General features: G+C 38.3%; 17 protein-coding genes. 7 read left to right on the top strand and 10 right to left on the bottom strand.

Annotated elements, in window-relative coordinates; all coding sequences use genetic code 11:
• Positions 1–496: 496 nt before the first annotated feature.
• Positions 497–1,090 carry an isochorismatase family protein gene (locus tag H4J69_RS14725; protein WP_182217953.1) on the bottom strand — a complete coding sequence of 198 codons (594 nt, stop codon included), beginning with the start codon at positions 1,088–1,090 and terminating at the stop codon, positions 497–499.
• A gap of 70 nt (positions 1,091–1,160) precedes the next feature.
• A complete protein-coding gene (locus H4J69_RS14720; RefSeq protein ID WP_182217955.1) occupies positions 1,161–1,988 on the bottom strand; it encodes a pirin family protein in 828 nt (275 codons plus the stop codon).
• Positions 1,989–2,097: 109 nt separating this feature from the next.
• Between H4J69_RS14720 and H4J69_RS14715 the strand changes: the two genes are divergently transcribed.
• Together H4J69_RS14715 and H4J69_RS14710 are read left to right on the top strand one after the other, a co-directional pair.
• The gene (locus tag H4J69_RS14715; protein ID WP_182217957.1) at positions 2,098–3,006 is read left to right on the top strand and encodes a LysR family transcriptional regulator; all 909 of its coding nucleotides are present in this window, start codon (positions 2,098–2,100) and stop codon (positions 3,004–3,006) included.
• Between the two features lie 101 nt (positions 3,007–3,107).
• Positions 3,108–3,512, top strand: coding sequence for a hypothetical protein (locus tag H4J69_RS14710; protein ID WP_182217959.1), 405 nt, complete (start codon positions 3,108–3,110; stop codon positions 3,510–3,512).
• 26 nt (positions 3,513–3,538) lie between these two features.
• Here H4J69_RS14710 and H4J69_RS14705 read toward each other — a convergent pair whose 3' ends face one another.
• The 3 genes from H4J69_RS14705 to H4J69_RS14695 all read right to left on the bottom strand — a co-directional run bounded on the left by H4J69_RS14705 (position 3,539) and on the right by H4J69_RS14695 (position 6,380).
• Positions 3,539–3,769, bottom strand: a complete 231-nt coding sequence (locus tag H4J69_RS14705; RefSeq protein WP_182218690.1) for a DUF2798 domain-containing protein — start codon at positions 3,767–3,769, stop codon at positions 3,539–3,541.
• A gap of 107 nt (positions 3,770–3,876) precedes the next feature.
• A complete protein-coding gene (locus H4J69_RS14700) occupies positions 3,877–4,731 on the bottom strand; it encodes an NmrA/HSCARG family protein (protein ID WP_182218688.1) in 855 nt (284 codons plus the stop codon).
• A gap of 818 nt (positions 4,732–5,549) precedes the next feature.
• Positions 5,550–6,380, bottom strand: a complete 831-nt coding sequence (locus H4J69_RS14695; RefSeq protein ID WP_182218687.1) for a LysR family transcriptional regulator — start codon at positions 6,378–6,380, stop codon at positions 5,550–5,552.
• A 127-nt stretch (positions 6,381–6,507) separates the two neighbouring features.
• On the opposite strand from H4J69_RS14695, the gene H4J69_RS14690 reads away from it, so the two are divergent.
• The 3 genes from H4J69_RS14690 (at position 6,508) to H4J69_RS14680 (ending at position 11,109) form a co-directional block, all read left to right on the top strand.
• Positions 6,508–7,701 (top strand): acyl-CoA dehydrogenase, encoded by a 1,194-nt coding sequence (locus tag H4J69_RS14690; RefSeq protein WP_182218685.1) that lies wholly within the window; start codon positions 6,508–6,510, stop codon positions 7,699–7,701.
• A 118-nt stretch (positions 7,702–7,819) separates the two neighbouring features.
• Positions 7,820–10,024 (top strand): alpha-ketoacid dehydrogenase subunit alpha/beta, encoded by a 2,205-nt coding sequence (locus H4J69_RS14685; RefSeq protein ID WP_182244768.1) that lies wholly within the window; start codon positions 7,820–7,822, stop codon positions 10,022–10,024.
• Positions 10,021–11,109 (top strand): ACP S-malonyltransferase, encoded by a 1,089-nt coding sequence (locus tag H4J69_RS14680; protein WP_182251978.1) that lies wholly within the window; start codon positions 10,021–10,023, stop codon positions 11,107–11,109. Before H4J69_RS14685 ends, H4J69_RS14680 begins: the two co-directional genes overlap by 4 nt.
• A 797-nt stretch (positions 11,110–11,906) precedes the next feature.
• Here H4J69_RS14680 and H4J69_RS14675 read toward each other — a convergent pair.
• The gene (locus tag H4J69_RS14675) at positions 11,907–12,500 is read right to left on the bottom strand and encodes a hypothetical protein (RefSeq protein WP_182216747.1); all 594 of its coding nucleotides are present in this window, start codon (positions 12,498–12,500) and stop codon (positions 11,907–11,909) included.
• A 98-nt stretch (positions 12,501–12,598) separates the two neighbouring features.
• Positions 12,599–14,590, bottom strand: coding sequence for a M4 family metallopeptidase (locus H4J69_RS14670; RefSeq protein WP_182244771.1), 1,992 nt, complete (start codon positions 14,588–14,590; stop codon positions 12,599–12,601).
• An 817-nt stretch (positions 14,591–15,407) separates the two neighbouring features.
• On the opposite strand from H4J69_RS14670, the gene H4J69_RS14665 reads away from it, so the two are divergent.
• On the top strand, positions 15,408–17,015 hold the full coding sequence (locus H4J69_RS14665) for a methyl-accepting chemotaxis protein (RefSeq protein ID WP_182216751.1): 1,608 nt from the start codon (positions 15,408–15,410) through the stop codon (positions 17,013–17,015).
• A 97-nt stretch (positions 17,016–17,112) separates the two neighbouring features.
• Complete coding sequence (locus H4J69_RS14660) at positions 17,113–17,391, top strand: hypothetical protein (protein ID WP_182244775.1); 279 nt, start codon at positions 17,113–17,115, stop codon at positions 17,389–17,391.
• Positions 17,392–17,476: 85 nt separating this feature from the next.
• On the opposite strand, the gene H4J69_RS14655 is transcribed toward H4J69_RS14660, so the two are convergent.
• From H4J69_RS14655 to H4J69_RS14645, 3 genes are all read right to left on the bottom strand, one after another.
• A complete protein-coding gene (locus tag H4J69_RS14655) occupies positions 17,477–17,668 on the bottom strand; it encodes a hypothetical protein (RefSeq protein WP_070375607.1) in 192 nt (63 codons plus the stop codon).
• Between the two features lie 163 nt (positions 17,669–17,831).
• Entirely contained in the window at positions 17,832–18,956 is a 1,125-nt protein-coding gene (locus H4J69_RS14650; RefSeq protein WP_182244777.1) for an anhydro-N-acetylmuramic acid kinase, read from the bottom strand.
• A gap of 34 nt (positions 18,957–18,990) precedes the next feature.
• The gene (locus H4J69_RS14645) at positions 18,991–20,379 is read right to left on the bottom strand and encodes an OapA family protein (RefSeq protein ID WP_182216757.1); all 1,389 of its coding nucleotides are present in this window, start codon (positions 20,377–20,379) and stop codon (positions 18,991–18,993) included.
• Between the last annotated feature and the right edge of the window lie 83 nt (positions 20,380–20,462).

Raw genomic sequence — 20,462 nt, 5'->3', positions numbered from 1 at the left:
AGCCGTCATATGACGGTTTTCCCTTTATGCTGCATTTAAATTTATACATGTTTTAATGTCTTAAATTCACAAGTATGGAGGTGCATTGCACGGACTAACTTAAATTTCGGCTTAAATACTTCCGTTACTTATGTTTCGAAAGTGGCATTAATTAAAGTTAGTGACTGCTTGCTCTACTTTAGCTTTTGGTACTTTGAAGTCATGACGTGAACGACCGCTGTGGTGGCTCAGGAGTCAGTCATGGTGATGTTCAATCGAGTTGGATGATGCTATGACAGCTATGACTCCTGCAAGCTCATTCCTGCCAATGGTGTTTCATTTCTGGAGTTTAACTATTGCCTGATAGCAGACAATCGCTTTAGTTGATTTTTAGCTTCGTTTTAAGTTCACAAGTGTTAATAAGCGATGTTCAGCGAAAACGCTCAGACACCTTTGTAGTAATATTTCACTACAAAGGTGCTTGGCTTGCTTTAATTTTCGACACTAATTTGGATGACTAGTGTTGCTTTGATAATATTTCTTCATACAATACCTGCATGAGTTTCTGACCGTTTTCGGTGCTCCAGTCTTGAGCAAGTTCGGCAACTAACTGGTTGGTCGTTGTCAATGTTACGCCATTGTTTTCCATGCGTCGTAAAGCGGTATCGTCAGCCGTTTGGGTGGGAGATCCTGAGCCGTCAACAACAACCTGAACATTATAACCTGCTTGCACTGATGTTATAGCTGGGTAAATCACACAAACGTCAGTCGTAATACCCGCAATGATAAGATTTTTTCGTCCAGTATTTTTTACAGCATTGGCAAAGCCCTCATCTTTCATAGAATCAACCATGCCTCCTCGTATAACTCGATTAGCGTAAGCCTCTGGTACCGCCTGTTGTAACTCTTCAAACAAAGGTCCCTGTGCCTGATCTTCCATGCTAGAGGTAAGAATTAACGGCATACCAACAGCATCAGCCGCTCGTGCCAATGCAATGGTATTCATTTTAATTTCTTCCAGGCTCGCAGAGCCGACCCAGCCCATAGTGCCGACTTGATGATCAATAAGTAGCATAGCGGTATTTTCTGGTGTAAATAGTGGTGATTTCATCATAAACCTCGTTGGTTGGTTGAAGGCTAAACCTGAATTGGCTTAGCCTACGTGTAGATTAGTTTCTGTTTTATTGATTAATAAGCGCTTGTGTCAATCGCTTGATATTGCGTGTACCTTCGTTCAAACGGTCAATACTCGAATGTACCGACGGTCCTGAACTGATAATGGTTTGCTGCAATGGTTGCCCTAATGCCACCATAATGGTTGCACCGAATTCGCCGGCCGTTAATTTAATATTTGCATCTGATTTGTTCAACACACCTTGACGCTTCGCTTTTAGTAATGAGCCATTAAGGTCAATTTCACCTGAACGAACATAAACAAAACCTGTAGTTTGACCTTTTTCGACAGCATGCTGCCATTTTCCGTTTGGTTTTATGGTTACTTCCATATAAGTTATGGCGACACTGTGTTTAGCAGGGCTGACAACACCTTCATGTTGGCCGATTAATACCTTGGTTTGACTGTAGGAAGTAACGACTATCGGAGCGTCATTTTTCTGGGCTAATGAGTAGGTCACAGCGCCCATTTCAACATCATCTTCGGGTAAAAGCGTCCAAAGTTGAAAGGCGTCGGTTGTGCCGCGTTCTGGATACACGGTCTCTTTGTGTAAAACACCCGCACCTGATGCCATTAGTTGGACACCTCCGGCTTTAAGTTTGCCTTTATTACCATCAGTATCTTGGTGAACGATGTCGCCGATTGTTGGGTAAGTAATAGTGGCAATTCCGGAATGACCGTGAAATCCAAAGCCCGCCGTACCTTTTAGCCCTTTGGTCTCAAAGTGATCCCACAATACAAATGGGTTCAGTTGCTTAATATTGCTTTGGTTGATAAAACTGGTCACTGGACCATGCTGATGGCCTGTTCTAGTTTCTATAATGGAGCGACTCATGTTTTGCCCTTGTGCAGTTAAACGATGAAATTATATTATTTCATTTTTTACCTCTTGATTAGATGGTATAATTGAGTTTAACTATCCCATTAGTGATAAATGGTTATTAATGATTGATTTAAATGAAATTTATGTGTTTGTGAAAGTGGTAGAGGCAGGCAGTTTTGTTGGCGCAAGTAAGCAATTAGCGATGCCCTCGACCACGGTAAGCCGAAAAATCCAAAAACTTGAAGATACGCTTGGGGTTCGGCTACTGCAAAGATCGACGCGCAAGCTTCATCTTACAGATATTGGGCGACACTATTTTGAAAATTGCCAGCAAAGTTTAGTTGCCATTGAGGAAGCTAACGCCTTAGTCAGCCAATCTAGAGCAATGCCGACGGGCGTGTTGCGTATTACTTCCCCCACAGATTTCGCCATCAATTACTTACAATCTTGGATGAATGACTTTTTGGCGTTATACCCTGATGTGCAAATAGAGCTGGAAGTAACCGATCGCTATGTCGATATTATCGAAGAGCGCATTGATATCGCGTTTCGCTCTGGTGAGTTGAAAGACTCCAGCCTTATTGCACGACGCATTGGTCCAAAACAGAGTGTATTTTGCGCTAGCCCTGATTATATTGCACGGGCGGGCAGACCGAAGACCCCCCCGGACTTGACCCAACACGACTGTATTATCATGGGGACGAGTTTGAAAAATCAGACTTGGCGATTTATTACTGAAAAAGATGAAATATCGGTTCCCGTAACGGGACGATATGCGGTTGATAGTATGCAATTAGTCGTTAAAGCTGCCCACAACGGCATGGGCATTGCCCAAGTCCCTTACCCTTTAGTTATCCAGTCTTTAGAAAAAGGTGAACTCATTCGTTTATTGACCGACTACTCGCCACCGATACAAAGCATATATATCATTTACCCTTCCCATAAGCATCTTGCCCGAAACGTGCGAGTTTTTATTGATCATGTGGTTGCGTTAACTCAGCCACATGCTCCGTGGGATGCTAAACTTTAACTGGAATTTATCGCGTTTTCTATCCATAGTTATCAATGAGGGGGAACTCAAAAAACTGCTACTACACTTAAGTTTTCTCATCTAATACTAAAGAGGAAACAATGGAGTTTGCAGCTCATGGCGATATAAAAATTAAGTGGTTAGGCAATATTTTGGTTGTCAAACCTTCAGGCCCCGTAAATCTTGAAGGGGCTGAGTACTTTGCCCAATGGGTCAATAAACAGATCACAGATAAAAACTTTACTTATTGGGTTCTTATTATTGAATTCAAAGATGTTGACAGTCTGGCCACATCAGATGCCTATCAACATTTACAGTCCCATCTCAAGGAAGATATTGCATTAGGCTGTGTGTTTTTGGGGTTGGTCGGTGGTAATTCGCTTGGGATATTATCTTGCGAACGTGCAGCCAGAGAATCAGGCTTGCCCGTTAAGCAATTCACTGATTTTGCGAGTGCGGTTGATTACATGATAAATAACATCCACGGTATTTATGTTAAGGACTAAGTTTATTTCCGAAACCGACTACCCAGTTAGTCTGGTTTAACAAGCAATAAAGCGAACTTAGTTACCAAGGGGGCTATTATCAACACCGTTGGAAACGCAACAGTAAATGCGAGCGCAAATGCCGACATCCAGCGTATCAAAAAAGTTGCGTCTAAGCCTGAATTCCAAGCAACCAGCACCCCTGACATGATCAGTGCCATAAACGCTGACATGAAAAATGAAATTAAAATCGGTAGATGTGCTTTTTTGAAGATCATTGTATTCATTCCTATTGATATCATCTTAGGTAAAGTTTATCAAAAACGTAAAAAGGCTCCCTCTGCTCAGTGAACTTTTCATCTGAGCTAAGGTTAACTTTTTCTAACTAGGAGCCTTTAAGTTCTGTTAGTGCCTGTTTTAGACTCTTTAGTTGAGGTAATTGATCTCTCAATGCCGGAATATCAGCCTGAAATTCATCATTCTTGAACCAAGTAAACATAGTGGACATCTCTTTGCTCATAGGGGAAAACAACCAACCGGGCATAGTCAGGTAACTTGGTTTTTTACCCATCACTTGCATGTAAATTTCTTTAATTTCTGCAAACGTTTTTTCATCTCCCGCTAATTCTATCGCCTGATCCATGAAGCTGTCCGGTTGAGAGAATACCAAGGCTACATAAGCACCAATATCATCAACGGCAGCAAACTGGATCTTGCGATTCTTTTTCAGCGCCCAAGACAACAAGCTCCAATTAATAAAGGCAAAACTACCTTCTGCGAGAAAATTTTCAACAAAATAGGCTGGCCTGACAAAAGTGTAGGGTAATCCTATTTTAGCAATGTGGCGTTCGATCTCTCCTTTACTGTCGAAGTGCGGAATGCCTGTATGACGTTCTGCACCGCCTACTGAAGAATAAACAAAATGTTCAACCCCCGCAGCTTTCGCGGCATCAGCTAAAAATTTACCTTGGGCTATTTCAACAGCTATGCTGCTAGTCCAATTATTCTGAACAGAATACACCCCGTAGGCTCCTTTAAGTATCGGAGTTAAGGTTTCCGGTTTATCCAGATCACCAAAGACCACCTCCACGCCCATTTCACGTAACTTGTCTGCGCCTTTACCATACAGGTTACGAGACACAGCCTTAATGGTAAAATCTTTACTCAGTAAATGTTTGACGACTGCGCCACCTTGATTTCCGGTGGCACCTGTAACTACTATAATTTTGTTCTCAGCCATTATCTTCTCCAATTTCATGTTTGCTTAGCGACAGGAAAATAGTAGCAAGGAGTTAATTGATTAACTAGATGGTGAAATTGAGCTTTACTATCCCGCTACTGGGATAATTGAATTCTTCAGATAATCGATTACATGCAGTTGTATTTAATTGACGGTCATAAGTTAGGTATTAGTTTTATTATTGCTGGCTTTACTCCACTACACTGATTTGTTGTCACATGCAGATACTTTACAAAGATTAATCGCACTTTATTTAATAACTTCACTGTGGCTGATGTTAACTTCCATATACGAACATCAGTTGCAGCAAAACGCCTCAAAGTGATCAAAAAATTGGAATGGAAAACCGGAAATCGAAGGTCCGCTTTTATCGTAAATACTTATATCGATGCTTATGACTCGAATGACCGCTGTGGTGGCACAGTTGCCAGTCAGTCTTAATAGATTATTGGCAAAAATTTATCATCGAATAACTCGTTTTCATATACGAGGAACGTCCGCTATCAGGAAGCTGTTAACGTAATGTGGTTGTTCAGTCATGTCCGCTCTAGATCAAAATATACAAAAAAATCCAATCTGAATTTTAAAATGCTTATGTCTCGAATGTGGCAATAGCGACGATGATCAAAATTAATTTACTTAGATTTTTTAATCAGTTTTAACTAATGCTAATATTCTTACTTTGTTAAGACATAGCTGATTAGATGGAAAATTTTCATTACTTTGTTAGAAAGTTGCCCAAAACTTTAGCTTATATGTCGCGCTGTTCAATGAGCTATCTAGAAAAACAGAGGGATATGCTCCGTTATCAGTAATGTCTAATGGGCATGTTTATGAGCTAAACGCTTTAAGTTATTGATGGCTTTTGACGATGTTGTGTATGCCAATACAATTTCTCGTGTGAGTTGTAAGCCGACTATTGGCCTAAAGACCACGTCACTGCGTTTAATAATTTCACTGTGTGCGGGTAAGAATGCGCAGCCTAAACCAGCATGTACCAAGCCAAGTGCATAATCTATGGTAGTGATTTTTGCTCGTACGTCGAGACTAATACCGGCGATCGCTAAAGTGTCTTGTAGATGATCCCAAGCACTGCAAGGCATTCGCTGAATAAAAGGTAAGCCATCTAACTGTTGAATTGTGACGGTATCTTCAAGGGCAAATATATGGTCATAAGGAACGGCAAGTAAATAATCTTCATGCCACATGTCTATATACTGCTCATTTTCCTGTAATTCATCTTTTAGAATAATACGTGCATCAACATTTTCAGTATGTGGCACTAAAGTCAGTTCGACAGAAGGGTTTGCTGAGGTGAATTCTTTTAATAATAAGCTCATACGTTCAACACCTAAGCCGCGGGTAACGCCTAAGTTAAAAGGTTGCTTATGGGTTTTTTCTGAAAAAACGTTTTTTATTGCACCTGCTTGCCCTAACAGCTGTTTGGCCAATGGAAATAGTTTTTTACCTTGCTCTGAAGGCGTTACACCACGTGCATGGCGAATAAAAAGTTTTACTTTCAGTTGTTGTTCAAGTTGTGCTATTGCTGCAGATATTGAAGGCTGGGCAATAAAACACGCTTTTGCAGCAGCACTAAAACTTTTTAACTCATAGACTGTAATAAAATAATTGAGTGATTTTAAATCCATAATAAACTTAGTCAACCTAGGTATAGCTTTAAACTATATCAGTTAAAGGAAAATAATGTTTTAACTTTGGCTAGTATTTGCTTATTATTTTTGCACTTAATTATTTCTCAGCTTAACAGGTAATTTCATGTCTCATTCAAGCAGTGCAAACCGTCCCTCATTTAAATGGCAAGATCCACTTTTATTGGAATCTTTATTGTCTGAAGAGGAGCGAATGATCCGTGACAGTGCGCATCAATATTGCCAAGAAAAACTAATGCCAAGAATATTAATGGCTAACCGAAATGAAGTGTTTGATGTTGAAATTATGCGCGAACTAGGTGCACTGGGCTTATTAGGCGCTACATTACCTGAAAAATATGGCTGTGCAGGCGTGAATTATGTTACTTACGGCTTAGTTGCACGAGAAGTTGAGCGTGTAGATAGTGGTTATCGAAGTGCGATGAGCGTGCAATCATCTTTAGTTATGCATCCAATCTATGCTTATGGTAGTGAAGAGCAACGGATGAAATATTTACCTAAACTAGCGTCTGGTGAATACATTGGTTGTTTTGGTTTAACTGAGCCTAATTCAGGCTCAGATCCAGGTAGCTTAACTACACATGCTACTGCGGTTGATGGCGGTTATCGCATTACGGGTAATAAAATGTGGATCACAAACTCTCCCGTGGCAGATATTTTTGTGGTTTGGGCCAAACTTGATGGTGTGATTCGTGGTTTTGTTTTAGAAAAAGGCATGGAAGGTTTAAGTGCACCAAAAATTGAAGGTAAATTTTCATTACGAGCATCCATTACCGGTGAAATCGTTATGGATAACGTTTTTGTACCTAGCGATAATATTTTACCAAATGTTAAAGGTTTATCAGGCCCATTTGGTTGTTTGAACAAAGCACGCTATGGCATTGCTTGGGGCGCTTTAGGCGCTGCAGAATTTTGTTGGCATGGTGCTCGTCAATACACACTAGACCGTGAACAATTTGGTCGTCCTTTGGCGGCAACACAGTTAATTCAGAAAAAATTAGCCGATATGCAAACCGATATCACCACGGGATTATTAGCTTGCTTACAAGTGGGTCGTTTAATGGATTCGGATCAATTAGCACCAGAAGCTATATCGCTGATCAAACGTAATTCATGTGGTAAAGCATTAGAAATTGCTCGCATGGCTCGTGATATGCACGGTGGTAACGGTATTGCTGATGAGTTTCATATTATTCGTCATATGATGAACCTTGAAGCGGTTAATACTTATGAGGGTACACATGATGTGCATGCCCTGATACTAGGTAGAGCACAAACTGGTTTACAAGCATTTTACTAAAACACTGAATAAGGCGTATTTGATACGCCTTTTATTTATGCTTTTTTTGATGCTTTATGTAGCCCTATAGCATTAGTTTTAAACCACAATAATAATAATAATTCCCCGTGGAGATATCATGTCTGATCGTAATCAGCTGGTGAAAGAAAACTTTATTAACTTTGTTCGCGCCCAAACTTTGCCTGAATCAACTTGTGCTTTAACTCCTAGTGATGTTGGATTAAGTTCAGCTGAAGTTATTGATCTATTTGAAACCCAAGTAATGAGTCGCCACCTTGATTTGCAATCACGTGTGATGCAGAAAAAAGGTCAAAGTTTTTATACTATTGGTAGCTCAGGTCATGAGGGTAATGCTGCTTATGCTAAGGCATTTCGTCCGACAGATATGGCATTTTTGCATTATCGCAGCGGTGCGTTTGTTATTCAGCGAAGTAAGCAAGTACCAGGACAAACGATTTTATATGACATGCTATTGTCATTTGCTGCATCAAAAGATGACCCTATCTCTGGCGGTCGTCATAAAGTGCTTGGTAGTAAAGCGCTCTCTATTCCACCACAAACAAGTACCATAGCGTCGCATTTGCCTAAAGCGATGGGCGCTGCATATAGCATTCCGTTAGCAAAACGTTTAGCGCATAAAGGTGAGATCCCAGACGATGGCGTCATTATTTGTAACTTTGGTGATGCTTCATCGAATCACTCCACTACACAAGGGGCAATTAACAGCACAGCTTGGGCAGCTTATCAGTCTATACCTATGCCAATTGTTTTTGTCTGTGAAGATAATGGTATTGGTATTTCAACGGCTACACCGGCAGGCTGGATCGCCGCTAATTATGAAAATAGAGCCGGCTTAACTTACCTCTATTGTGATGGCTTAAATATTTTAGATACCTATAAAACCGCAAAAGAAGCAGAGCGAATTGCTCGAGAATTGCGTAAACCCGTGTTTTTACATATCCGCACTGTGCGTATTTTGGGGCATGCGGGCTCTGATGCTGAGTTTGTTTACCGTGATATGGCTGACATTACGGCAACAGAGTTTCAAGATCCTTTATTACACACCGCGCGCATTATCTTAGAAAACAATATTTTAACGACTGAAGAGCTAATCGATATTTATCAAGACGTTGAAAAGCGCATTGAGGTTATTGCTGAAAATGCCGCTAGCAAGGAAAAACTGACCAGTGCTGATGCCGTAATGGCAAGCATTATACCTAACGTTACTAAAGCACGAAGCTCGGTGTTAGTTAGCGATAAAACTCGCGCAGAAATTTTTAAACATGAGAAACATAACCTACCTAAAAAACAGCATTTAGCAAAATTGATTAACTGGGCATTGATGGACTTGATGGCTGAATATCCTAGTATTGTTATGTGCGGTGAAGATATTGGCAAAAAAGGCGGCGTTTATAACGTTACTGCAAAGTTATGTGAACGTTTTGGCAAAAGCCGGGTGATTAATACCTTGTTAGATGAGCAAACGATTTTAGGTACCGCTATTGGTTTGGCGCACAACGGTTTTTTACCTATCCCTGAAATTCAATTTTTAGCTTATGTGCACAACGCTGAAGATCAAATTCGTGGCGAAGCGGCGACATTACCGTTTTTCTCAAATGGGCAATTTACTAATCCCATGGTGATCCGCATTGCGGGTTTGGCCTACCAAAAAGGTTTTGGTGGTCATTTTCATAATGATAACTCTTTTGCCGTTTTTCGCGATATTCCAGGATTAATCATCGCTTGTCCGTCAAATGGTGCCGATGCAGTTGAAATGATGCGCGCCAGTGTGCGTTTAGCGCAAGAGCAACAACGTATGGTGATATTTTTAGAGCCAATAGCGTTGTACATGGCGAAAGACCTACACCAAGAAGGTGATGGTTTATGGACCTTTGAATATCAGCCTCCTGAATTGGCAGACAGCAGTATCGATTTAGGCGTTAAGGTTGCTGGCTCAGGTAAAAAACTGTGTATTTTAACGTATGGCAATGGCAATTACTTATCGCGCCAAGCACAAGCAAAATTAGCAGCGCAGGGAATTGATGCACGTGTTGTTGATTTACGTTGGTTAGCACCATTAGATGAAAAAGGTATTTTGGCGCAAGTGAATGATTGTGAGCATGTGCTTATTGTTGATGAATGTCGTCAAACGGGCTCAATTAGTGAAGCGCTAGTGACTTTAATTCATGAGAAAACAAGTGAGTGTCCTAAAATAAAACGCGTTACCGCCAGTGATAGCTTTATTCCTCTAGGCGCTGCAGCCTATGAGGTATTACCATCGGTTAATAATATTGTCGATGCTGCGAAGGAGATTTGCCAATGAGTTCGTCAATAAAAAATACCGATAAAGCACTAGTAAAAGCCATGAATAAGAAAAAGCAAAGAGCGGTAGTTATTTGCCCTGGCCGAGGTACCTACAATAAAGAAGAACTAGGATATTTACAGCGTTTGCATAGCGATAAAACCGAAATAGTTTCTCTAATTGATGATTTTCGCGACAGCCAAGGGCAAATGAAAGTTTCTGAACTTGATGGTATGGAAAATTACAGCATGCGTACCCATACAGCCGGTGAAAATGCTTCGGCACTTATTTATGCTTGTGCGTTATCAGATTATCAAGCCATTAATAAAGACGAGTTCGACATTGTCGCGGTTACTGGCAACTCCATGGGTTGGTATATAGCATTAGCGGTTGCTGGCGCATTAAAGCCCAAACAAGCTATTAAGCTAATTAATACCATGGGCTCAATGATGACAAAAGGTGTGATTGGCGGACAAATGATATATCCAATTATTAACGATGAGTGGAATATTGAGCGAGAGCAAGAACACAAGGTTATGCAATGGTTAGCACAAGCAAATCAACAAAGTGAATGTGAAGTTTATGTCTCGATTAATTTAGGTGGTTATATAGTATTTGGTGGTAACAAGGCCGGTTTGAAAGCGTTAGAAGCGTTACTACCGGTGGTACAAGACCGTTATCCAATGAATTTATTTAACCATGCTGCTTTTCATACGCCGCTGCTAAGTGATGTTTCAAAGCGGGCGGTGGAACTATTGCCAGCACAACTGTTTAATGCCCCTGAAATACCGTTAATTGATGGCTTAGGGCAAGTGTGGCAACCTTATAGTTGCGATGTTGAGCAATTACATAACTACACGCTTAATACACAAGTGGTAGAACCTTATAACTTTTCAAAAGCGATAGAGGTAGCCATTAAAGAGTTTGCGCCCGATAAGCTTATTATTCTGGGCCCAGGTGCTACCTTAGGTGGCGCAGTAGCGCAGAGTTTGATCAGCCATCATTGGCTTAATTTACAAAGCAAAGCTAATTTTATAGCGCAGCAAAAGGAAAACCCTTTTATACTCGCCATGGGATTAGCAGAGCAACGTAAAAAGGTCGTATGATAAGTTTAAAATAACAACTAAACATTTTTGTATAAAATCAACTCAAGTTTCGGGATTCAAATACAATAAAACAATGATAATAAGATGATGATTTTAAATAAGTTGATGTCTCAATGTGGTAAATACTTGTTAACTAGACAACGTAAAAAGCCAAAAGAGACATCGAATGAATTCTGCTACAAACATCTTAAACTTATCATCACTAACGGCTGATCTATTTGAACAAGCAAACCTTAAGATTAACAATACTTTCAATTCAAGATGGAAGAGCACTGGCTTTAATATAATGTGACGTCAAGTTAAGTTTTGTTAGCGCTCAGGCAAACCTGCTGGTAACGTTGTTTATCTGTTGATGCTTTGGCTAAAAGTAGATTCTGTTGGTATGTTTTCATTAGATGCTTTATAAAGTTTTCTGCAACAAAAAAGACGCCTTATCAGATCTATTCAAACGCGAACTGTCTGTTTCTTATTATGATTATATTTTAGTATTACAGTCAGGAAAGTCGGCATTGTTGACGTTAACTCCTGTTTATTCTTTAGGGCAACTACTAGCCAAAAGCGGAAGTTAGCTTTTGAGTTACTAACGGCAGAACTGGTCTGAGCTACTACAACAAATTTTATTTATTTGTACTCTAAAATTCACTTAATATTGAACGTACAATTATGTTCCCAATTTCAAAAGCGGACATTAGAATCATCTTGGATGCACCGAAATTAGATTGTTAACTTTAAGGTCATATATCCCCAAAAGTGCTATAGAGTTATAAGAATTTTCACAAAAGTAAAGTCGTATAATATTAATCTTCAGGTATATAACTGCAATCATCTGAATTAAGACCTAACTGATATTCACTTGATTTAGTGTCCAGCCAATTCACTAATTCTTTTGCAGAAGGTGAAAGATTAACTTGTGCCAATCCACCAGTTTTCTCTAGTAGAGTTGGAGTATACATTTGAGTGTTTATATTAAAATAAAAGCTAAAAAAACGTATACTTCCAGAATCATGACAACGTTGCTGCGACTCAGTAAAATTATGAGAAGTCACCCGACTGGCAATACTTTTAATTTCCTTGATAACTTCAATATCTAAAGTTTCAAGTAAAGTCCCAGCGCCCCCCATCACTTTAGTGAGTTCTATTTCTGACTGCTCTGCCACTTCATTTACTGAAAGGTAACCATCATTATCCCCTTTATCATGATAATAATGATAAAAGTTGCCTTCAATATCAACAAAAATCCCTGCATGACTTGCCCCCCATGCATAGTTATCATAGGTCACAGCCAGTAAATATTTTTGTTCAGCTATTGGCTCTGCTTTTTCTTCTGAATCACCCTGACAAGCGTTAATAAAACAGATAATTACAAGTATCAAAAGATTGTTAATTTTCATTTTATATCTCAATTAGTTTAATTTTAAGTCAACCGTTTATTGTACGCTCAGATGATATTGGTAATTATTATACTCTAACAACACCTGAGCTTAATTTATTACAAATCGCCACCACCGCCACCACAACTAGCATTTACTAAAGTTGACGTTGCTGTGCCACAGTCACCCATATGGTTACAGACTCTTGCTTTAAAATATTGCAAACCACTAAAATAAATTTCACTGTGACTTGTTGATTGGCTATAGGGTAATATTTTTGCCCAAACACCGTATTTTCCATTACGGTGTTCAAGCTGATAAAACTCTCCTGAAGCTAAACTGCCATTAACAATTCCCCAAGAAGTATTAATTAATGCCCCACCATTTGAACAAGAGTAACTTTTATTAAGCCAAGTTGTTTTGTTTGGCAGGCTGCTAGCGCAATAAACCGAGCTGTCATTAGGTATACCAACCACACTCCATGCAGCACAAACCGCTTTGTGTTCATTTGAATTATTACCGTGTACTTGTAGGGCAACTCTTGCCGTATGTTCCATCGCATCTATAAAGGTTTCAGCGCTAGTCATGTATTGGGTAAGTGCTTGAAAGAAGATGTTTTCTGCTTTTGTATGGCCAACCCCCGTTTCTACAGGGTGACTGGTTCGTCCTTGTGGATGAAAACCGCCATTGACCAACAAGTAATAAGCAAGGTTGATTATGCCTGAGCTATCATGGACCTCAGTATTAGAAGTGAGGTCTAAATAAAAATCTAATGAATTATTATCTTTAGTAGGGTTATTCATATACCGCATGGCATCACCACTAACGGCTGGTTTCCATACATCTTCAGCAAGGAGCCAAGTATTGCTTGTTTGACCGTTTTTAAAAATATCAACAGCTGTAGCAAAAACATCACTAAGAGCTTCGCTTACTCCTCCTGACTCACCAATAAATTTACCGTTAGCACCCTGTTGATAGATAAATGTCGGGCCTATTTCATTCGATACTCCATGAGTATATTCATGGGCGACAATATCTAAAGAACGTCCTAAAGAAGAAAACAGGCTGTCATCCCCATCACCAAAGAGGAACCTTTTATTGTTTGAATCCCAACGGCCAATATTTTTTTCATCTGGCTGTCCTACATCACTTACTACATAATGAATAGTCGCTTTTAGGCTTGTGCCATTATCATCAAAAGAGTCAATACCCTGTTTATTATTAAAATAATCATACGTTGTTTTTAGATGTTCATAGACATCCATAGCGGTAGTGTCTGAAGATGAGCCTCCCTCAGAGATAAGAGTTGTTGTTCCTAAAGGGATATCTTGATTGCCAGCACTGCGTATTTCTCTATCTAAAGCGTTATGAATTTGAGGTGTTCGCATGATAAATTGAGCATTTGTGGCATCAATATAAATCTTATCAAGGTATTGACTACCATTATTATCCTTATATTCAATTAAAGATAACCATGACAAATGAGCACCCCCTAAAGCATCAACCACATAAATTAACTTGGGCTGATCTAGGATATTTATATTTTTGTTATCACTTAATATATCTAATGATGCATTAAGCGCTTGCTGTTGAGTGATTGAAGCTTGAATGGCCAAATTTTCAGAAGAAATAACATTACCATTGATAGCATAAATATTATTATTGTTGTCGGTATGAATAATGAATTCAGCACCCTCTACTTTTATGTGATTTACATATAAGTCTAGCCGAGTATGATAACCCGTTGATGAGTTATTAACTCTTCTTATTTTAAAAGACTGGTTAGCTTGTAGATGATATATAGCGCCAATATTTTTAATTAACTTATTAATATCTTTATCGTGTGTCGCTGGGTTGTAATAACCTAATTCACCTTCGATATTTGATGGCATGCCATGTGCGTTAAACTTTAATTTACTGAGGTTACCAATTTTTTTGATGGCATTTCTTTGCTCTATACGTGTTCCTTTATCCTTTTTTATTACTTCATTAGCCGACACTATACTAATTGTGAATACAAAGCTAAAAGTGAGTGTCATCACAAGTTTAACTATGTTTAATGTAAACGTTTTTAAACGGATGTAGTTTGTTTTTTTTGTTCTATCAATCATTTAACTTACCTGTTGTTATAATTAAATTATTGGAACAACAAAATGCATTTACTTCTAACTTAAAAGACTAACGACTAATACTCACGAACGTGACTAATTTCACAATTGTTGCTATTCATCCTTAACCCTATGCATGTTTGATATTCCATTTAAAAAGCTACACAATTCCAATGTGTTCTTTTTTTAGTCACAAAAAATATATCACATTGATTATTAATCACAAGGAACAAATTGATTTACAATGAAATTTCAAATGAACACCTGATTTTTAAAACATTAATAAGCAATCTAAATCAGATCAAATCCATATACGCTTAGTGCCCCGAAGCGCCATAGAATTTAATACCTAAAATCATATTAATTTAATGTCCGCTTTGGTATTTTCTAATCAAATTAGAATTTTTGACTTTATAGATTCCTGATGAAATTTAGAACAATTCTATTATCTAACGCAGGGCTGATTTTCATCGGTTCTCTTGTCGCTAGATAAGCCAAGGCTAACGTCCGGTTTCGTATCAAAGAGATCGTTACGAAGGATGATTTTTATTCGTAAATTTAGACCGCTTTGTGGCAGATACTGCGCTTAAACTTAATAATTCCAGTTTCCGATTGTATTTAACGGTTTCCATCTTTATTCCATTTCTACAATTGCCCTCGATCTATGAAGATAATAAATAAGTAAAGAGATGAGTTATAAAATGGTTGGTTTTATTATAAATAGATAAAAATATATGCTCGATTGTTAAAGTAAATCAAAGTTTTATTATGATAATAATTTACACTTTAATGACTTTTAACTATCGGGTTCATGAACACAATGTTTTCTACACTATCATTGGCAGTAAAGATTAATGCTGCATTAGTACTTATCGCAATAGCGTTCTTAAGTACCACAGTCATATTCTTTTATTATGATGAAAAAGAGCTCAGTGAAAATTTTGTTGAACGTAACCTAGAAAGTTTAGCACTTAATTATTTTGACTCTGTAAATACTATGATGTTAACCGGGACAATAGTAAATCGTCAGTTAATACAAAATAAAATACAGAGCCAAGATGAAATTGTTGAGGCACGTATTATTCGAGCGCCTGCTTTAACGGCTATTTTTGGTGACGGTTTTGCTGATCAAAAAGCGGTCGGTAATTTTGAACAACAAGGTATAAACGGCACTAAAGCGTTTGATGTTTTTGAACGTGACGGTAAGCGAATGATGAGTTTTATTTCGCCTATTCGTGCCAGTTCAGATTACCGTGGCACTAACTGTTTAACCTGTCATCAAGTCAAAGAAAATGAAATATTAGGCGCGGTAAAGGTGACCTATGATCTGTCTAAAGTTGACCAGCAAATTATGAGTTCTATAACTCAAGCAGCGATCCTACAGTTAGTTATCACTGTTGTTAGTTTTTGGTTATTAAGTTTAACCATAAAAAAATTGATTTTTAGTCGCCTCAAACGACTTAGAAAAACCATTAACGATGTAGAACATAATTTAGATTTGAACAAAGAAATCAAAGTACATCATGATGATGAATTAGGTGCAGTAAGTGTGGCATTGAATAGCATGATGCAAAAATTTAGAACAAGTTTTTTATCCATCTCATCAACAACAGACAAATTAATTGATTCAGCAAAAAGTGTTGATGAAATATCTAATTTAATGCGTGCGGCTGTGCTTGAACAAAAGAACGGCACCGACTCTGTAGCCGCTGCAATTAATGAACTAGATACATCTGCGAGTGAAGTACATCGTAATACTCAAACCGCCGCTGAGAATTCACTGTCGGTACGAGAAAAAGCAACGCAAGGCTTGGAATTAGTTGAAAATGCTAAAGATGGCATTGGTTTATTGCGTGATAAAGTAATTGATAATACCGCTATGATAGCTGCATTAAGCGATAAAACTCATGAAGTAGGAGGTGTTTTAGAAGTAATAACCAGTATTGCCGAACAAACCAACTTATTGGCATTGAATGCCGCTATTGAAGCAGCAAGAGCCGGAGAGCAAGGGCGAGGCTTTGCAGTGGTTGCCGATGAAGTGCGCTCATTAGCCACGCGTACCAGAGAGTCTATTGACCAAATCCAGTTAACGATTAGGGGATTACAAGTCGATGCCAGTAATGCGGTTAACTCTATGAATGATGTTAGTCAGCAGGCAAATGAAAAGGCAGAAGATGTAACGAATGTAGCCAGTTTATTAGTGGAAATAACGTCGCAAATAACAGAGCTTGATGATTTAAACACACAAATTGCTAGTGCAGCACAGCAACAAAATTTAGCGGCTGACGAAATTAATGTCAATGTTGTCAATATTAGTGACGTTGCAGAAAAATCAAGTAAAGATGCGATACGTGGTAAAGAGATAAGTGAACAGTTACTCGAGTTAGCTTACGAGCTTAATCAGCAATTATCACAATTTAAAATGTAATATTTAGCCGTTATATTTAACAAAAAATGGCGGTGTTTAATTATGATCAACGTGTTGTTTTATTATACGGTTATTGATCATTGAGGAGAGTTCTACGATGTCAGCACATAAAAATAGCGAAAATTGCACAAGCAAAGAAATAACTACAGAGTTAACACAAACTAAAAAAGGTTTTTTACAAAAATTGGCTAAGGTTACTGGCATTATTTGTTTTATGCTTGCCGTGGTTTTTGGCGGAGTTTTAACGTTTTCAGAGAACAATGATGAGGTGTTTGGAGCGACGATAGGGGCAACAACATTCTTCTTTTTTATGGTCTCACTTGTATTATCGACGATTGCAAATACTAACTTACCCAATTTGAAGGTTGGCGGTTAACCTATTGAAATAAAGGTTTATTATCGAATAAAAAGCCTCTTTAAAAAAGAGGCTTTTTATTTTATGTAATGGGTCACCATAGTGATTAATAATAGGCGTCAGTATTATTATGTGCTTGAGGGTCTTCTATGATTTCTTCAAAGTCCACTTCAAAGCTATTGTTTTCTTCTGTATTTGCCATATAAATAGTGCGCGTTGAACCGTCAATCCAGGTGACTGTACCACTACCTTTTTTACTACCGCATTTCATACCAATATGAATATCATGAAATTCCATTGAACCTCCTCGCCTAAATTGCTGTGTTGACATTGATAAATAAACCCTATGTTATTTAGATTTACAATAGATTGTTTAGTTCAATTAATCTGCTAAATGAGCATATTTACTTAAACAGGTAATATTTTATTATAAAGATAAAGTTACTTAGGTCTAGAGTGAATTAGGCAAAAAACTCACAGCCGAGTACTGTTGACTTTCTAGCCCCTGTTACTGCTGGGATATTTCCATAGATTTTTTTGTCATAAGCGAATGCGAGCCAAGCAAATGCCATTGCTTCAAGTGCGTTATTATTCAGCTTTAGTGAATGTACCTTATTAACCTTGAAGTTGTTAAGCTCTTGCTTTATAAGCTTATAACAAAAATTATTATCGATTCCTCCTCCGCATAAATATACATCTGCTGAATTTGATGTTTTTTTAATGTCGGCGGCTATAGAACAAGCAGTTAAGGCGGTGAGGGTTGCTTGTACGTCGACAGCGCTTATTTGTAATGGGGTGAGAAAGGGCGCTAACCATTGCAAGGTAAAATATTCACGGCCTGTACTTTTGGGGGCTGATAACAAAAAGTAGTCATCACTTAGTAACTGTATTAATAGTGCTTGGTTAATCGTTCCAGAGCTTCCCCAGTCGCCGTTATTGTCAAATCTCTTTCCTGAGTGTTCAAAGCACCATGCATCTAAAAGAGCGTTCCCTGGGCCGGTATCAAAGCCTAATACACTTTTAGACGAGTTTTTTTTAGGCAAAAAAGTGATATTAGCTATGCCGCCTATATTCACTAAAAAAGTTTCTTTTTCAGTGGCAGGTAATAAGAATTGGTGAAATGCAGGGACTAAAGGAGCACCTTGTCCACCTAAGGCAATATCTTTTGTTCTAAAGTCACCAATAACTCTAATGCCGGTTAATACCGCTAACGTTTGATTGCAGCCTATTTGTAAAGTAAAAGGCGCTTCAATAGCAGAGCTTTGAGTTGGGCGATGTCGAATGGTTTGACCGTGATTACCAATAGCAATAATATCAGCAGCTACTAAGTTTTCTTTGTCTAATAGTGTACTTATTGCCTCACTAAATTGATGGGCAAGAGTAATATCAAGTGAAAAGGCTCTGTCTATTTCGTTATGATTGGGTAGATAAAGCTCAGTGATTTTTTGTCGAGTGACATTGTCATATGCTTGATAATAACTAGCAACTAGTTCGGCACTTCCACTAGTAAAGTCAACAAGGGCTAAGTCAATGCCATCAGCACTAGTGCCAGACATTAACCCAATATAAAACGTAGCTTTTGTCATTTATACTCGCTAATTATTATTGGGCTAAAGAGGGTTAATGCGTCTGCATCGCCAACAAAGCTTGTCTAGAGCCTGAAAGTTCCATTAAGCGTTGGCTTGATAATACCGAAAACTCAGCAGCATATTTCTTATTAATGGGTTTAGCATCAGGTAACTTTACCGTTCTTGGATTACGGTGTACGCCATTAAGTAAAAATTCATAATGTAAATGTGATGCTTCTGACATGCCAGTTGAGCCGACATAACCAATAACGTCACCTTGCTTTACCCGTTGCCCTTTTTTAACATTTCGTTTTGAAAAGTGTAAATATTTAGTCTCAATGCCATTACCATGCTGAATAAATACGTAATTACCATTATATTTGTTATAGGTTGAATGGGTCACTTTCCCATTACCTGCAGCTACAACAGGTGTACCTTTATTTGCACGGTAATCAGTACCACGATGAGCTTTCCAGCGCTTTTGAATAGGGTGAAAACGCTTTGGTTTGAAATTTGAACTAATATACCTAAAGTTTACCGGCGCACGTAAAAAAGCTTTGCGCATACTTCTGCCATCAGGAGAATAATATTCGCCGTCTGTAAAGCGAATGGCTTGAAAAGGATCATCTTTATTAATAAATTCAGCGGCAAGAATCTTACCTGTACCTATATGATCGCCATCGACATATCGATTTTCAAAAACAACATGAAAACTATCCCCTTCACGAATATCTAAGGCAAAATCGATATCCCAACCAAAAATATTAGCAAGGTTAATTATTTGTGCATCGTTTAAACCTGATTCAATACCAGCATTCCAAAAATTACTTTTTATAACACCGTGGGCAATAGTTTCTCGAATTTCTACCGTTTTGGTTTCTTTACTTGATTGGTAACTGCCATCATCAATTAGTTTTACATATAAGGTTTCTGTTTTTGATAAAGAGTAGGTCAGTACTGCTAGCTCTCCTGCTGCGTTTTGGCCTATATGAAAGACATCACCAACATTAATTTTTTTCAATAATTTACTGTAGTCACCTTTTGCTGAGCTCACGTCGTATGTTGTTCTCGCGCTATAGCCAAGGCGTTTAAATACTTTGGCAAGAGAGTCACCACTGCGTACTTTTGCTTTTTTCCAGGTTAGTGTCTCTTCTTCACTGTTAATAGGTGCCGTTATATTTTCTTTATTTATTGATGATTCGATATTGCTAGCAGGCGTGTCTAAGGAGATATCTTCAACTTCAGGTAAAGCTAATGCGTAACGTTTACCTATTTCTAGTGACGTATCTGTCAATTGACGACTGGCTGTTGCCTTTTCCGAAGGAATAAGGAGTAACAACAACACAATTATGCTGAATGAGCTAATAATTACCCTATGCGGTTTTGGTAACTGTAAATAGAATTTTTTTATGTTTTTCAACAGACTACAACCTAATTTCATGTATCTTAATACGATAGCTATCGTTTACTATATCAAAAAATAGCCTTGAGTAAAATTTAATTACCGTAAAGGTGAGTGATCTC

This window comes from Colwellia sp. BRX10-9 (assembly GCF_014077405.1).
In the GTDB taxonomy this organism is placed as follows: Bacteria; Pseudomonadota; Gammaproteobacteria; order Enterobacterales; family Alteromonadaceae; genus Colwellia_A.
This window is presented reverse-complemented; position numbering and strand designations above follow the sequence as displayed.